The following is a 15273-nucleotide window of genomic DNA, read 5'->3' as shown; positions in this document are numbered from 1 at the left end:
CGTGTGACTAAAATCGTGAGCATGCGCCCTCCCCATTCGCCTTCGCAGCACGAGCCCGAGCTTCCGCTGCATACGCCCAGTGTTTCGTCGCTGATGTTGGCGGCGGCCATCGCCGTCATCGCGTGGATTTCGCTCGTCGCGCAAGCCGATGTCACCATCGATCGCACGCTCGCCCGCGGGCTGACCGTGCTCGACGGCCTGGCTCGCATGAGCAGCTATCTGACCAACCTGACGGTGCTGGCCTGTGCGATCTGCTTTACGTGCGTGGCGCTGCGCCAGCACCGGTCGCCGCTCGTGCGCTTTTTCCGCCAACCCACGGTCGTGACCGCGGTGGTCGTGTACATGGTTTTTGTCGGGATCGCCTATAACCTGCTATTGCGCGGCTGGTGGTCGCCCCCGCCGCTCAGACGGCTGCTCGCCGAGTCGCTGCACAGCGTCCTGCCGATGCTGGCCGTGCTCTACTGGGTGCTGTTCGTGCCGCGCTTTCACTTGCGGTGGCGGCACTGCCTCCTATGGCTGGTCTATCCGCTCATGTATCTCGGCGTGACGTTCTGGCGCGGTAGTCTGTCCGACTTCTATCCCTATCCGTTCATCAACGTCGCAACGCTTGGCGTGATACACGTGATGGTCAATGCCGCGTTGTTGTTCGGCGGGTTTATGATGCTCATGGCGGTGTTCGTGGCCATCAATTTTCGGCGCCGACGCTGATGCTCCGTTGTGGCCATGCGGACCTCGTCGAGTTTCGGGCGCGTTTCTTGCGCCCTGTCCGGTTCTCGTAAGCATCCCTGCGTGGGGCGGCTTGCGCGACACCCTGGTGTGTGGACGTTGCAATTGCAATGAGCTCACACGTAAATATGACAATGGGAGCAAGTTCATATGGACACCAACTCAGCGGAAGGCTCAATCAAGGAAGTCGCGGGCAAGGTTCAAGGCGCGGTCGGCGATGCGCTGGGCGACACCAGCACCCAGCTGGCGGGTAAAGCCAAAGAGCTGAGCGGCAAAGCGCAGCAACTCTGCGCGAGCACGACCAGTCTGGTTCGCGACACCACGGCCGAAAGCCCTTTCACCACCCTTGCGGTGGTCGCCCTTGCCGGCTTTGTCGCCGGCGCGTTGTGGTCGCATGGCGCGACGAGCCGCGGCGATCGGTAAGCGTCAGGGCAGCGGGTCAACGGGCATCCGCCGGTGGCGATCGCCCGTTCGTGTCATGTTGTGCCGTGTCGTCTCGAGCGCATTGCTTCGCGTGGATGATCCGGCAACCGATTCAGCAGTCTTCACCTCGCGAAGCGGTTCGGACGCTTTCGCGAAGCAGTTCGCGACGCTTCTCTGTCGCGCCCTGTCCTTCTAGCCGTTTCGCTTCCTGCGTCCGGCAACCATCTCCAGTTCCACCCACGTCGGCGCGTGATCGCTCGCATGCGGTTCGCCCCGCACCCAGCGATCGACACCCGCATCGCGCAAACGCGGCGCGAGTTCGGCGCTCAGTAGCAGATGATCGATGCGCAAGCCCGAATTGGTGTCCCAATGGCGCCGGAAATAATCCCAGAAGGTGTAGACCCGCTCGTCGCCGAAATGCGTTCGCACTGCGTCAGTCCAGCCCTGCGCGAGCAGCCGCTGATAACGCTCGCGACTCTCGGGTTGCAGCAGCGCGTCTTTCAGCCATGAGCGAGGGTTGTAGATATCTTCGTCAGTGGGCACGACGTTGAAGTCGCCCGCCAGCACCACCGGATGCCCGCTTTTGAAGAGCTTCGCCGCGTGCGCGATCAGATGATCGAACCACGCGAGCTTGTAGTCGAACTTGGGGCCGGGTTGCGGATTGCCATTCGGCAGGTACACACTTGCCACCACCATGCCGCTCACGACCGCTTCCAGATAGCGGCTGTGCGTGTCTGCCTCGAAGCCGGGCAGGCCGCGGCGGCTTTCGAGCGGCGCCTCTCCCTTCGCCAGAATCGCCACGCCGTTCCATGCGCTCTGGCCTTGCCAGATCGACCCGTAGCCCGCGTCGCGCAGCGGCTCGACGGGAAACGCGCTATCCACCGCCTTGAGTTCCTGCAGGCACACGATGTCCGGTGCTTCGCGTGCGAGCCATTGCAGCAGCGCCGGCAGTCGCGAACGGATGCCGTTGATGTTGAAGGTTGCAATCCGGAGCTTCGCCACGGTCGGTCCTCCCACTCATGCGGCCTGCTCATGCGGCCTGCTCAATGCGGCCTACTCAGCCACGACGTCGCACCACTCGATCGCCCAGGACCTCGCGCATGAAACGGCATCGGCTTCGTTGGCAAAGGAATCGATGTCGCCCGAATCGTGCAACTGGAAACGTTCGTCATTGTGCGGCACGCATGTGATCTTCGCTCTCGCGTAGTAGACACCGTCTTGCGCTTGGCGTGCGCGGCAATCGATGTGGAAATGCCGGTAGTCGAACTGCATGGGGTCTCCAGTGAATGTGCATCATCTGACCAGCAGCATGGCATGTACCGACGCGAACGCAAGGAAAACGCGCCCGCGGCGAGACACTCGCGCATGCATGCCGATGTGCATGCATACGCGCCCACCAGCAAACGTACGCGCGGCGCCTTCGACAAACCTCAGCCGCTCAACAGCGCCGCAAGCCGCCAGCCACCAACCCTCAGTTCGGCACGTTCACCGCGCCATTGGCGGCCGTAATCGCGTTGACGCCCGGACTCGCCGCGATCGCCGGCAAGTTCGCCGTGGTCAGTGCGGGCGCGGCGCCCGGCAGACCGCCGCGCGGTATCGTGCGAATCACCTGCGAGGGCGGCAGCGGCGTGCCGCTCTTCAGATGGCTCCACATCAGGTTGAGCGCCTGCAGATTGTAGTAATGCAGCGGCACAAAGCGCGTATCGAAACCCGCCACGCCAAGAAACGCGTCGAAATGCTGGCCGTTCGTCACTTCATAAAGCGACAGGTTGCTCACATTGCCCTCGATCAGCCGATTCATCCCGAGATACGGCCGCGACGCGTGGTTGATCGGCACCAGCGCATCCGCCCGGCCTTGCACGATGATGGCCGGCTTGCCATGCAGGTTCGCATTCACGCGAATCGCCTCGACGTTGGCGTTCAGCGTCCCGCTGGTCCACAGCGCGCGCAGGCAGACCGCGCCCGCAAAGCTGGCGTCGCCGGTCGCCAACCGGTGATCCGCCGCGCCGAGCATGCCCACGTTGTAGACGAGGTTGATGCCGTTGGTCGGCGGCACGCCGTTGCCATTGCCGAACACCGTGAGCATCGGCGATACCGCCGGGGTCGCGCCGGCCGCGCCGGTCGAGCTGGTGGTGCCGAAGCTGAAGTTGCAGAGGTTGTCGGCGACACTCGCACGCGCGTACGCATTCGCATAGGTCACGGCGACCGCGGGCACGGCTTGCGAGTCCCACATCGGCGCCTGCAGCAGATCCGAGTCGGTCTGGTAGCCGTTCTGATGCAGCAACGCGAGCGCGTTGGTGGCCTGGGTCGTCACGTCCGCACCCGCGATCACGCCGCTCGCCGCAAGCGCCGCGCATCGCGCTGTGCGAATCTGCACGGTGGTTGCGACCGGCAACGTGCTCAGATATGGCGCGCCGATTGCGGCGGGCGCGAGCGCGGCGCACGGCTGCAGCATATTGGCGAGCGTGGTGTAGTCGGCCAGCGGCTTGCCGAACGCGCCAACCGGCACGCCGCCCTGGGCCACCGACAGCTGGGTGGATAGACGCAAATTGATCTGCGGCTCGCCGACCACGACCGCCGTGATCAACCCGGACGTGTCCTGCTCCGCCGCCGCGAGCGATGCGCCGCCGCCGTTGCTCACCGACGCTGCGATCGTCGTGATGCTGCCGCTCGTGTAGCGCACGGTGCGCGTCGAACCGTTGAGCGCCCCAAACGAATCGTTGAGCGCCCAGTACGCGAACTGGATGGCCTCCAGCGTGTCCTTGCCCCAGTCCTGCTCCGGATTCTGCTGCGAGTGCGCGTGCTTGAACGCATAGCGATTCGGGAACCGGATGTTGAACGATGCCAGCGCAGCGCCGCTCAGGTTCGCCGTGAAGAGGCTCGCCTTGCCCGCGGTGGCGGCATCCTGCAACGTGCCGTCGATCAGCGTGACGCGATTGGTCGAGAGTTCGTGCGCGCCGTTGCCGCTGCCTTTGTCGGTATAGGCCACCGCGCACCCGCGCTTGAGGCCCCACTCGCCGGCCGCGGAAATCGCGCCGTACACGCCGCGCGAACCTGAGGACGTCGCCGTCACGATGCACGGCTGATCCGGATTGAAGCTGTTTGGAATCTGCACGAGCATGCTGACGTTCTGTGCGCCGCTGCCGTCGTCGGCGAACGCCAGGTATTCCTTGCCCGCGATCTTGCCTTCGCCCAGCGTGTCGTTACCGTTCAGGTCGACATTGGGTCCCCAGAAGCGTCCGTAGCCGCCGTTCGCGGTCATGTCGACCAGCGCCCGATAGTTCGACCAGATCGCGAGACGCCGCAACTCGGCGGCGGTCGGTTGCGCAGCGTTGGCGATGGCGGGCGCCGTGGCCAGCGCGAGGCCGGTTTTACCAAGACCGGCCGTCAGCAGATCGTCGGTATTGCCATCGTAGGAGCGGGTCGTCACCGCACTCTTGATAAAGCCTGGCAGCACGTTGGCCTGCGGTGCAATATTGTCGTTGCTGCCGCCGTTGCAGCCATCCAGCAGGATCGCCACTGCGATAACCGCGCCTACCGTGCATGCCGGCCTGACTCTTTTCGCTAATGTCATCTTTGCTGTCTCCGTTATTTTTTCATACGGTTGTCTGTGCAACGGCACCGAAATTGCTGCATCGCATCTGTTCGAAGGCGACGCTTCGGATACCGACGCCTCGCTAGCCTGCATTGACCTTTCGATGGAGTCAACCGAACGTTATGTCTACGCACAACGAATGTCAGCCACCTTGCGACGAAGCCGCCTCCCCACAGCAACCGTCACGCCGCCGCTTCCTTCAATCGGCGGCCGCCGCCGCGACGATCGGCGCGGCGCCGCACCTGCGCGCACAGACCCAGACGCCGGCCGCGCCGCCAGCGCCGACTCGTGAGCCGGTGCCGCCGCGCCCGGTCACCTTGACGATCAACGGCCGCGCTTACACGCTGCAACTCGAGCCGCGCGTGACCCTGCTCGACGCGTTGCGCGAATACGCGGGCTTGATGGGCACGAAGAAAGGCTGCGATCGCGGCCAGTGCGGCGCCTGCACGGTGCTCGCCGACGGCCGCCGCATCAACGCATGTCTGACCCTCGCCGTGATGCACGAGGGCGAGAACATCACGACGGTCGAAGGGCTCGCGACCCCTGCCGCGTTGAGTCCGCTGCAGCGCGCCTTTATCGGACACGATGCGTTTCAGTGCGGATACTGCACGCCGGGCCAGCTGTGTTCGGCGACCGCTCTACTGACCGAATTTCGCAACGGCACGGCCAGCACCGTCACCGCCGATGTCCGCAGCCGCCCCGCCCAACTCTCCGACGACGAGATCCGCGAGCGCATGAGCGGCAACATCTGCCGCTGCGGCGCGTACGGGAATATCGTCGCCGCGATACGCGCGGTGCACGACGGTGGGGTGCAGACCGGCGCTCGCAGCAGCGTGCATGACGGCGGGACCGGCGGGGTCGGCATCGGCGGAAACGGCAACAGCGGTGGCAACGGCAGTGGCAACAGCGGCGGCAACAGCGGCGGCAGTGGCGATAGCAGCAATCGCAACGCCACCCTCGGCCACGCCTGACGGAGCAACCAGCATGGATGCGATCTCTTACGAACGCGCCGGCGACGTCGCCGGCGCAATCCGCGCGGTGCAACAGCCGGGCGCGGTATTCATCGGCGGCGGCACCAATCTGCTCGATCTGATGAAAGGCGGCGTGGCGCGGCCGGTGCGGCTCATCGACATCACGCACATCAGCGGGCTCGACACGGTGACGACGCTGCCCGACGGCGGCATCCGTCTCGGCGCGCTGGTGCGCAATAGCGATGCGGCGAATCACGCGCTGGTGCGCGAGCAATATCCGTTGCTGTCGCAAGCATTGCTGGCGGGCGCGTCGGCCCAATTGCGCAATATGGCGACGGTCGGCGGCAATCTGCTGCAACGCACGCGCTGCGGCTACTTCTACGACACGGCCTTCACGCAATGCAACAAGCGCACGCCCGGCAGCGGCTGCGCGGCGCTCGACGGCAACAACCGCGGCCATGCGATTCTCGGCGCGAGTCCGCAATGCATCGCGGTGAATCCGTCGGATATGAGCGTGGCGCTCGCCGCGCTCGATGCCGTCGTGCGCGTGAGCGGCCCCGCCGGCGAGCGGACCATTGCGTTCGCCGATTTCCACCGCCTGCCCGGCGACCGGCCCGACCTCGATACCACCTTGCAGCCCGGCGAACTGATCACCGCGGTCGACCTGCCGCCGCCGCTCTTCAGCACACACACCCACTATCTGAAAGTGCGTGACCGCGCCAGTTACGCATTCGCGCTGGTCTCGGTGGCCGCGGCGTTGCAGATGGACGGCGAGCATGTGAGGACCGCGCGCATCGCGCTGGGCGGCGTCGCGCACAAACCGTGGCGGGCGAGCGCCGCGGAACAGCTGCTCAACGGTCAGGCGCTCACGCAGGCGAGGCTGAAAAACGCCGCCGCCGCCGCGCTCGCCGACGCACGGCCGCAACACGACAATCGCTTCAAGGTGCAGCTCGCGCAACGCGCGATCGTGCGCGCAGTCAACCAGGCCGCCGCACGCACGGGAGGTGTCGCATGAATCTGATCGGTCAACCCATGGACCGCAGCGACGGTCTGCTCAAAGTCACCGGCGAGGCACGCTATGCCGGCGAATTCCCCGAAGCGCGCCTCGCGCATGCGGTGCTCGTGACCAGCACGATTGCCCGCGGCACCATTGCGTCGATCGACGCGAGCCGCGCGCAAGCGGTGCCCGGCGTGCTGCTGGTGATGACGCATCAGAACGCGCCGCGTCTGCCGAACGGCGGCAAGCCGACGGTGGCGCCGCCGGCCAGCCGCTGGCTGTCGCTCTTGCAGGACAACGAGGTCCACTACAGCAACGAGCCCGTCGCGGTGGTGGTCGCCGACACGCTCGAACACGCAACCGATGCCGCGCGCCAGTTGCGCATCGTCTATCAGGCCAGCGCCGCGACCGTGGATTTCGCGCAGGCCAAGCCGAACGCGCATGCGCCTGACAAACCGCAAGGACGGCAAACCGACACGCAACGCGGCAGTTTCGAAGACGGCCTGCAAAGCGGCCCGGTGCATGTGAGCGCGACGTACACGACGCCCTTCGAGCATCACAATCCGATGGAGCCGCACGCCACGATGGCGCGCTGGGACGGCCCGCACCTCACGCTCTACGATTCGACGCAAGGCGTCAGCGGCGCGGCCCAGGCGGTCGCCAGAACGTTCGGCATTGCCGCGAGCGATGTGCGCGTGATCTCGCCGTTCATCGGCGGCGGCTTTGGTTGCAAGGGCTCGTCGTGGTCGCACGTGTCGTTGTGCGCGATGGCGGCGCGGCAGACCGGCCGCCCGGTGCGGCTGGTGCTGGAGCGGCCGCAGATGTTCGGCCCGGTCGGTGCGCGGCCGCACACGGAACAGCATCTGGTGATCGCCGCGCGGCGCGACGGCACGCTGACGGCGATACGCCACGACAGCTTCTCCAACACGTCGATGATCGAAGACTGGACCGAGACCTGCTGCATGGTCACGCGCATGTTGTACGCGGTGCCCAACCAGGTGACCACGCACCGGATCGTGCCGCTCAATCTCGGCACGCCGACCTTCATGCGCGCACCGGGTGAAACCACCGGTTCGTTCGCGCTGGAATCGGCGATGGACGAACTCGCGGCCGCGTTGAAAATGGACCCGCTCGCGCTTCGCCTGAAGAACTACGCGGAAACCGATCCGCAGGAAAACAAGCCGTGGTCGGGCAAGTCGCTGCGCGAGTGCTATCAGATCGGCGCGGAGAAATTCGGCTGGTCGCGACGCGCCGCCGCGCCGCGTTCGATGCGTGACGGCAATACGCTGATCGGCATGGGCATGGCGACCGCGACCTATCCGGCCAACCGCAGCGAAGCCGCGGCGATCGCGCGGATTCTGCCGGACGGCACCGCGATGGTCGCCTCCGGCACCCAGGACATCGGCACCGGCACCTACACGGTGATGACCCAGGTGGCTGCCGACTCGCTCGGCTTCGCGCCGGAGAACATCCACTTCGCGCTCGGCGACTCGACGCTGCCGCACGCGCCGGTGTCGGGCGGATCGCAATCGGCGGCGAGCGTGTCGCCGGCCGTGCGCGAGGCGGCCAGTCAGGCGCGCAGCCAGTTGATCGCGCTCGCGCTCGCCGACCCGGCCTCGCCGGTGCACGGCATCGCGCCGGATGACATCACGGTCGAAAACGGCTGGGTGATGAGCCGCTCGCAACCGGGCAGACGCGATCCGGCCGCGGCGATCATCGCGCGCTCGGGCGGCAAGCCGATCGAGGCGACCTCGACGGTCAAGCCCGGCGACGAAAAGCAGAAGTACTCGTTTCACTCGTTCGGCGCGGTGTTCGTCGAGGTGCATGTCGATGCCGAACTCGGCACGATCCGCGTGCCGCGCGTCGTCGCCGTGTACGACGTGGGACGCGTGCTCAACCAGAAGACCGCGCGCAGCCAGATGATGGGCGGCATCGTGTGGGGTATCGGCGCGGCGCTGCAGGAGGAATCGTCGCTCGATACGCGCTATGGGCGCTTTACCAACGCGAATCTCGCGGAGTATCACGTGCCGGTGAATGCGGATATCGGTTCGCTCGACATCGCGTTCATTGATCGGCCCGATCCGTATATCAACTCGCTCGGCGTGCGAGGGATCGGGGAGATCGGGATTACGGGGGTGCCGGCGGCGATTGCAAATGCGGTGTATCACGCCACCGGCGTGAGGGTGCGGGATCTGCCGATGACGCTTGATAAGGTGATGGGGGTAGGGTAGGTTTTTTTGTTGCCTGCGCGACGCTTTGGGTGGGCTTCTTATTGTGTTGGTCTTTTCTTGAGTTGTTTTGTGGTGTTGGTCTTTCTTTGGGTTGTTTTGTGGTGTGGGCCTTTTCTTGAGTTGCTTGTGGTCTATTCGCGTTGCCCCTGTGCGGGGCGGCACCTACTTTCTTTGCATGCCGCAAAGAAAGTAGGCAAAGAAAGCGGCTTCAAACCGCTAATTCTTAAGCGGGTCCCCTGGCTTGGAGGGGGCAGTGGTGCATCTGGAATCTGTGCCTTCACACATTCCGCCCTGGTGACAAGGCAGTCATGCTTCCGGCGGCGCTGCGCGCGCCGAGGCGGTAGTTCATCAAACCACCGGTGTTGTTTGCGCCTCTCCGAGGCGAAGCCCCCACCCACGTTCGCCTCTGCGCGTCTCACGGTGACAAGAATGCGCGTCGCCGCCAGATGAAACGCCGACGCATACTCGCACCCAAGCCCGCCGCGAAGATGCGACGGTAAGCGCCATGCCCACGCATCGACTCTTGCCTGTCGTTGCACTGCATCGCACAATCGAATTCATTCTCTCCACCGGTGACTGCCCATGGGCTACGCCTCGCTCGCCACCGGCGTGTTGCTCGCCGCCGGGCTCGGTTCGCGCTTCGATCCCGACGGCCTGCACAACAAACTCCTCGCGCATATGCCCGATGGCACACCGGTCGCGTACGCATCGGCGCATCGGCTGCTGCTCGTCGTGCCGCGCGTGCTGGCCGTGGTGCGGCCCGGCTCGGATGCGCTCGCGCGTCTCCTGAACGACGCCGGCTGCGACGTGGTGTTTGCGCCCGGCGCCGAGCGCGGCATGGGCGCGAGCCTCGCCGCCGGCATCGCAGCAAGCGACGACGCGGAAAGTTGGATCGTCGCGCTCGCAGACATGCCGCGCATCGCCACCGCGACGATCGAAATCGTGTCGCGCACGCTCGACGACGGCGCGTCTCTAGTCGCGCCGTTTTACCAAGGGCAGCGTGGGCATCCGGTCGGCTTCGGCAGCGAACATCGCGAAGCACTGCTCGCGCTCGACGGCGATGTCGGCGCGAAGTCGTTGCTGATGTCGCAGCGCGTAACGAGGGTGGATGTCGACGACCCCGGCATTTTGCGAGATGTCGATACGCCGGAGGATTTGCGCAAGATTTGATGGGGTGCTGGCGGGGTGCCGGTTGTGCTCTGGCTGTGCTCTGGCTGTGCTCTGGCTGCTCTCTGGCTGTGCTCTCTGACTGTGCCCTGGCTATGCTCTCTGACTGTGCTCTCTGACTGTGCTCTCTGACTGTGCTCTCTGACTGTGCTCTCTGGCTGTGCGCTGACCGTGCGCTGATAGGGCGCTGATGGTGCCCTTGCGCTACCCGGTCGCGCCGTGGCGGTGGACACATGGAGCGTCCGTGGCATGGGCTTGATCCAAGCCCGCATTTGGGTGCATACTGTATATCCATACAGTATTTTTTGTCCTACGGGCTAACGCATCTCACCACGCGCGCCCACGGCGCGTCCCATGAACCGCATTCCAATCGAACCGTCTTTTGCCGCCTGGCGTCGTGCGGCGCGAGAACTGCTGCGTCAAGGCGTCGAGCCGAAGCTGATCGAGTGGATTGAAGTCGAAGGAGAAGCGGCGGTATCGAATGGTTCGGACGCTGGGCAAGAGGCGCGGCTGCGGATGGCAGCAGATGCCATCGGCGCTGCAAGTGCTGTGCACGTCGCGGGCGCCGTGCACGCCGTGGGCGCCACCCGCACCTCAGGCAACGCGAACACCGACAACGTCGACACCAACAGCGCGAACACCACCAACACGGATAGCGCAACGCCCGCCAACACCACTGACACTCCAGCCCTCGCCACACCCGCCATCCCCCGCGATCTGCTCGCCCGACTCAAAACGGCCGCGTGCGTCCGCGCAGCCGATCGCTGGGCGCTGCTATACCGCATCCTGTGGCGTTGGACGCGCGGCGAGCGTCACGTCGTCGAACTGCAAGACCCCGACGGCGCGCTGCTCGCTCAACGCGTCCAGTCGGTCGAGCGCGAGACCGAAGATCTGCTGAGTCTCACACTGTTCCGGCGACGCGATCCGTCGATGGGACCGCCGGAATTCGTCGGCTGGTACGAACCGCATCACGATTTGCTGGAGCGCGCCGCCGCGCGGTTCGCTCCACGCATGGGCGATTCCACGTGGGTGCTGGCCACGCCGCAAGGCGCGGCGTTCTGGAACGGCATGCTGTTGCGTATCGGCCAGCCCGCCACGGAGGAAAGCGCGCAAGCCACGCAGGCTTTGCCGCCGGGCGCCATGGCCGGCGAAGCCCCAACCAGCGAGCCCACCGAGGCGCTCTGGCTCGCCTACTACGCGAGCGTCTTCAATGGCGGTCCGGCGCCCGTGCCGCTGCGCTACTGGCGCACACCGCCCGCAGGTCCGCCGCTGCCCGCGCGCATCGCACGCGAGCGCAGCCGCCTCGGCGCGCGGAGCGCCACGGTCACCATTGCGCAGACGCCGCCAGTCGAATACTCGGCGACCACACCGCCGTTGCGCGAGCCGAATGGCCCGCTTGCCACCTGCCGACGTTGCGCGCTGTGGCGCAACGCGAAGCAGGCCGTCGCGGGCGTCGGGCCGGCCCACGCGACGCTGATGGCGGTCGGCGAACAGCCCGGCGAGTACGAGAACCAGCGGGGCGAGCCCTTCGCCGGCGTCGCCGGCGAATTGCTGGACACCGTGCTGGCGCGCGCCGGCGTGGACCGCGCGACGCTATATCTCACCTATGCGGTCAAGCATTACAAGTGGGAAACGCTCGACCAGCAGCGCGTCCACCGCACGCCCGCGCGCCGCGAGGCGGAAGCTTGCCAGTACTGGCTGGAACAGGAGCTGACGCAGGTCGCGCCGCGCGTCGTGGTCACGCTCGGCGCGACCGCGCTCAAAGCGCTGACGGGCGCGCACGTCAATCTGTCCGAATACCTGGGGCAGACCATCGCTCATCGCGGCCGGCTGATCGTGCCGACGTGGCATCCGTCGTACGCGCTGAGAACGGCGGACGCCCGGCTGCGCGAGGACATCGTCGCCACCATCGTGACGGCGTTCAGCCGCGCGGCGGCGCTGGCGGCGGAGCGTGCGTAGTTGCTCCGGGCGGGGCATACTGTTTGCGCATGCAGATCGACCGCGCAAGCCGCACCGATTCCGCCTAAGCTGAGTTGACGCGGTATTTTTCGCGCGTACTCACGCCTCGCCAACCGACGCGTCAAATACGGCCAGCCGCGCCTCAACTCCGCTCAACTCCGTATCCGCCGCCCATGAGCGAAACCAGCCCACGCCTTTTCATCGTCTCGCCCCATTTCGACGATGCCGTTTTCAGTTGCGGCGCATTGCTCGCCGCGCATCCCGATGCCGCGGTCTGCACGGTGTTCGCCGCGCCGCCCGAACATGAGATGCATACCGATTGGGATGAAAAATCGGGCTTCCAGAACGCTTATGACGCGGTCCACGAACGCACGCTCGAGGACAATCGCGCGCTCGAGGTGCTCGACGCGATTCCGCTACGTATGCCGTTTCGCGCCAGCCAGTATTCCGACTCGCCGTCGATCGCCAAAATGGCGGCGGCGCTCGAGGAAACCATTTATCGCTCGACCGCGAACACGCTGCTGATGCCGCTCGGCCTGCATCACGACGATCACGCACGCGTATTCGAAGCCTGCTGCGAAATCCTGCCGCGTCTGTCGCATCTGGCCTGGTTCTGCTACGAGGAAGCGATTCACCGGTGCACGCCCGGCGCGGTACAGGCGCGGCTCGCCGATCTCGCGCAGCGCGGCATCGTGGCGACGCCGGCCAGTCCGAGCGCGAACTATACGATCGATGTCGAGCGCCGCGAGCAACTCAAGCGCGAAGCGGTCAATGCGTACGCGAGCCAGTTGCGCGCATTCGGCGCGGGCAATTACGACGACGTCTTCGCCACTGAGCGTTACTGGCAGTTGAGCGTGGGCCGCCGCGCGAAAAAGTAAGCGGCACGGCGTGCCGGAAACGTCTACGCTTGAAATGAATCGTCGGCATGGGTAGGGACGTCATTTCCCGTACCGCGCGCTTCTCAACTACAAGGTGATGCGATGAGCTACGACATGCATACCAGTCCGATTCCCGACCCCCACGCCGATCCCAACCGCGACCCGGAAGCCGACCCGCTGGTGCCGCCGTCGCCGGGTCATCACGTCGAGGAGCCGCAGCGGCCCGATGGACCGCCGGACAAAGATCCGGTGTGAGCGCATTGCAGACGCCGGACGCGCGGGACGCGCCGCATCCGCCAGGCGCGCCGCACACGCAGCAAACGCCGACGCGCGGCACGCACCCCGCACACCGCGTTCGCCGCGCGGCCGCAGCTGCCGCGCCTGCTCCGGCGCGTGAATCAGCACGCCACCCGACTTGCGTAAGCATCGCCGAGCCCTCGTCCGATTAAAACCGGCAATACGAAATCGAATAAGCGCCTTCTCCGGATCAGCACGGAATTGCGAATAGCAAGTCGCCAAAGCTTCATAAATCAGACGAATTGGATCGTCACACAGCGGGTTTTCCCTGCCTGCTGATCAAACCTTGTCGCGCCGTAAACACAGTCAGCGACCAACCGGACGCAACGCGCCATTTCAATCTGACCGACCACCTTGCGAAAGCAATTCCCATCGCTATGACTCTGAACAAAAAACTGACCTCGATGATCGCCGTGCTGTGGATCGGCCTGATCCTGATCGGCGGCTTCGGCGCATGGCAAAACCGCGCGTCGATGATCGCGGACCGGCGCGATCAACTGACCGCGCTGATCGACCAGGGCAGCCATATCGTCACTCACTACTACGCCCTGGCGCAGCAGCACACGCTCTCCGAAACCGACGCCCAAAAGCAGGCGCTCGACATGCTGGCGACGATGCGCTACGGCAAGGACGGCTACATCTCGATCAACGATTCGCAGCCGGTCATGCTGATGCATCCGTTCAAGCACGAACTGGTCGGCAAGAATCTCGCGCAGTTTACCGATCCGGCGGGCAACCATCTGTTCGTCGATATCGTCAACGCGGGCAATCGCAATGGCGGCGGTTTCGTCGACTATCTGTGGTCCAAGCCGGGCAGCGACAAACCGGTGCCAAAAACCAGCTACTCGATGCACTTCGCGCCGTGGGACTGGTATCTCGTCACCGGCATGTACATGGACGACGTGCAAAGCGCGTTCTACGCCAACCTGCTGCGCTGGCTCGCGATCACCGTGGCGCTCGGCGCGATTGCCACAGCCGTCATGCTGCTGGTGTTACGCAGCATCCGCGGCTCGCTCGGCGGCGATCTCGAAGTGGCCGTCGAGCACGCGCGACTGATGGCGCAAGGCAATCTCGCCACGCGCGTGCCGGTCCGCTCGCAAGACGGCGGCAGCCTGCTGCGCGCGCTGCAGACGATGCAGGCCGGCCTGGTCGAAACCGTGTCGCGTGTGCGCGTGGGTACCGAGAACATCAATATCGGCGCAACCGAAATCGCCGCCGGCAACACCGACCTCTCGCAGCGCACCGAGGAGCAGGCCGCGGCGCTGGTCGAAACGGCGTCGAGCATGGATCAGATGACAGTCAACGTGAAGCAGAACGCGAACAGCGCGATGCAGGCCGCGCAGCTCGCCGGCCAGGCCGCGGACGTGGCCACGCGCGGCAGCCGCGTGGTCGACGACGTGGTGCGCACGATGGGCGAGATCACCAGCAGCTCGCGGCAGATCGGCGACATCATCGGCGTGATCGACGGCATCGCGTTCCAGACCAACATCCTGGCGCTCAACGCGGCCGTCGAAGCGGCTCGCGCGGGAGAACAGGGGCGCGGCTTCGCGGTGGTCGCCGCCGAAGTGCGCAGCCTCGCGCAGCGCTCGGCCACAGCGGCCAAGGAGATCAAGGCGTTGATCGAAACCTCGACCGATACCGTCGAAGCGGGCGCGTCGCTGGTCGCCAATGCGGGGTCGACGATGGGCGAGATCGTGCAATCGGTGCGGCGCGTGAACGAAATCCTCGAGGAGATCAGCAACGCTTCACGCGAACAGAGCACGGGCATCGAGCAGGTCAATCGCGCGGTCGGCGAAATGGATCAGGTGACGCAGCAGAACGCCGCGCTCGTCGAGCAGGCCGCGGCCGCGGCGCATTCGCTGAAGGATCAGGTGGGCGTGCTGCGCGAGGCCATCTCGAGCTTCGTGTTGCCGGCCTGAAGGGGACGCGCGCTGCAGCGGTGTCGGCGCGCAGTTTGAAGCCCAGCGCCGGCCGAGCCGCGCGCAAGCAGCGGGCGTCAGCCATCATCAAACACCAATCGGGTATGTAA

The 15273-nt window shown here is 65.6% G+C and carries 12 protein-coding genes and 1 pseudogene; 10 read left to right on the top strand and 3 right to left on the bottom strand.

What is annotated here, in order from left to right:
• Positions 1-21 precede the first annotated feature (21 nt).
• Together BN2475_RS00460 and BN2475_RS00455 are read left to right on the top strand one after the other, a co-directional pair.
• On the top strand, positions 22-708 hold the full coding sequence (locus BN2475_RS00460; RefSeq protein WP_094777616.1) for a Pr6Pr family membrane protein: 687 nt from the start codon (positions 22-24) through the stop codon (positions 706-708).
• A gap of 168 nt (positions 709-876) precedes the next feature.
• Complete coding sequence (locus tag BN2475_RS00455) at positions 877-1149, top strand: CsbD family protein (protein WP_094777615.1); 273 nt, start codon at positions 877-879, stop codon at positions 1147-1149.
• 192 nt (positions 1150-1341) lie between these two features.
• On the opposite strand, the gene BN2475_RS00450 is transcribed toward BN2475_RS00455, so the two are convergent.
• The 3 genes from BN2475_RS00450 to BN2475_RS00440 all read right to left on the bottom strand — a co-directional run bounded on the left by BN2475_RS00450 (position 1342) and on the right by BN2475_RS00440 (position 4723).
• Complete coding sequence (locus BN2475_RS00450; RefSeq protein ID WP_094777614.1) at positions 1342-2151, bottom strand: exodeoxyribonuclease III; 810 nt, start codon at positions 2149-2151, stop codon at positions 1342-1344.
• A 51-nt stretch (positions 2152-2202) separates the two neighbouring features.
• Positions 2203-2421, bottom strand: a complete 219-nt coding sequence (locus BN2475_RS00445) for a hypothetical protein (RefSeq protein ID WP_094777613.1) — start codon at positions 2419-2421, stop codon at positions 2203-2205.
• Positions 2422-2620: 199 nt separating this feature from the next.
• The gene (locus tag BN2475_RS00440) at positions 2621-4723 is read right to left on the bottom strand and encodes a D-(-)-3-hydroxybutyrate oligomer hydrolase (protein WP_094777612.1); all 2103 of its coding nucleotides are present in this window, start codon (positions 4721-4723) and stop codon (positions 2621-2623) included.
• A 143-nt stretch (positions 4724-4866) separates the two neighbouring features.
• Between BN2475_RS00440 and BN2475_RS00435 the strand changes: the two are divergent.
• The 8 genes and pseudogenes from BN2475_RS00435 to BN2475_RS00405 form a co-directional block, all read left to right on the top strand.
• Positions 4867-5553, top strand: a pseudogene (locus tag BN2475_RS00435) (2Fe-2S iron-sulfur cluster-binding protein); the annotation flags it as partial.
• A 175-nt stretch (positions 5554-5728) separates the two neighbouring features.
• Entirely contained in the window at positions 5729-6730 is a 1002-nt protein-coding gene (locus BN2475_RS00430) for an FAD binding domain-containing protein (protein WP_094777610.1), read from the top strand.
• The gene (locus BN2475_RS00425) at positions 6727-8943 is read left to right on the top strand and encodes a xanthine dehydrogenase family protein molybdopterin-binding subunit (RefSeq protein ID WP_094777609.1); all 2217 of its coding nucleotides are present in this window, start codon (positions 6727-6729) and stop codon (positions 8941-8943) included. Before BN2475_RS00430 ends, BN2475_RS00425 begins: the two co-directional genes overlap by 4 nt.
• 582 nt (positions 8944-9525) lie before the next feature.
• Positions 9526-10113: a nucleotidyltransferase family protein gene (locus tag BN2475_RS00420; RefSeq protein ID WP_094777608.1), complete on the top strand. Its 588-nt coding sequence runs from the start codon at positions 9526-9528 to the stop codon at positions 10111-10113.
• Positions 10114-10464: 351 nt separating this feature from the next.
• Positions 10465-12069: a UdgX family uracil-DNA binding protein gene (locus BN2475_RS00415; RefSeq protein WP_245841111.1), complete on the top strand. Its 1605-nt coding sequence runs from the start codon at positions 10465-10467 to the stop codon at positions 12067-12069.
• A 173-nt stretch (positions 12070-12242) separates the two neighbouring features.
• Positions 12243-12947 (top strand): PIG-L family deacetylase, encoded by a 705-nt coding sequence (locus BN2475_RS00410; protein ID WP_094777607.1) that lies wholly within the window; start codon positions 12243-12245, stop codon positions 12945-12947.
• A 114-nt stretch (positions 12948-13061) separates the two neighbouring features.
• Entirely contained in the window at positions 13062-13202 is a 141-nt protein-coding gene (locus BN2475_RS34505; RefSeq protein WP_162494316.1) for a hypothetical protein, read from the top strand.
• Positions 13203-13621: 419 nt separating this feature from the next.
• Positions 13622-15163 (top strand): methyl-accepting chemotaxis protein, encoded by a 1542-nt coding sequence (locus BN2475_RS00405; RefSeq protein ID WP_094777662.1) that lies wholly within the window; start codon positions 13622-13624, stop codon positions 15161-15163.
• Positions 15164-15273 lie beyond the last annotated feature (110 nt).

The organism is Paraburkholderia ribeironis, from assembly GCF_900019265.1.
GTDB lineage: Bacteria > Pseudomonadota > Gammaproteobacteria > Burkholderiales > Burkholderiaceae > Paraburkholderia > Paraburkholderia ribeironis.
This window is presented reverse-complemented; position numbering and strand designations above follow the sequence as displayed.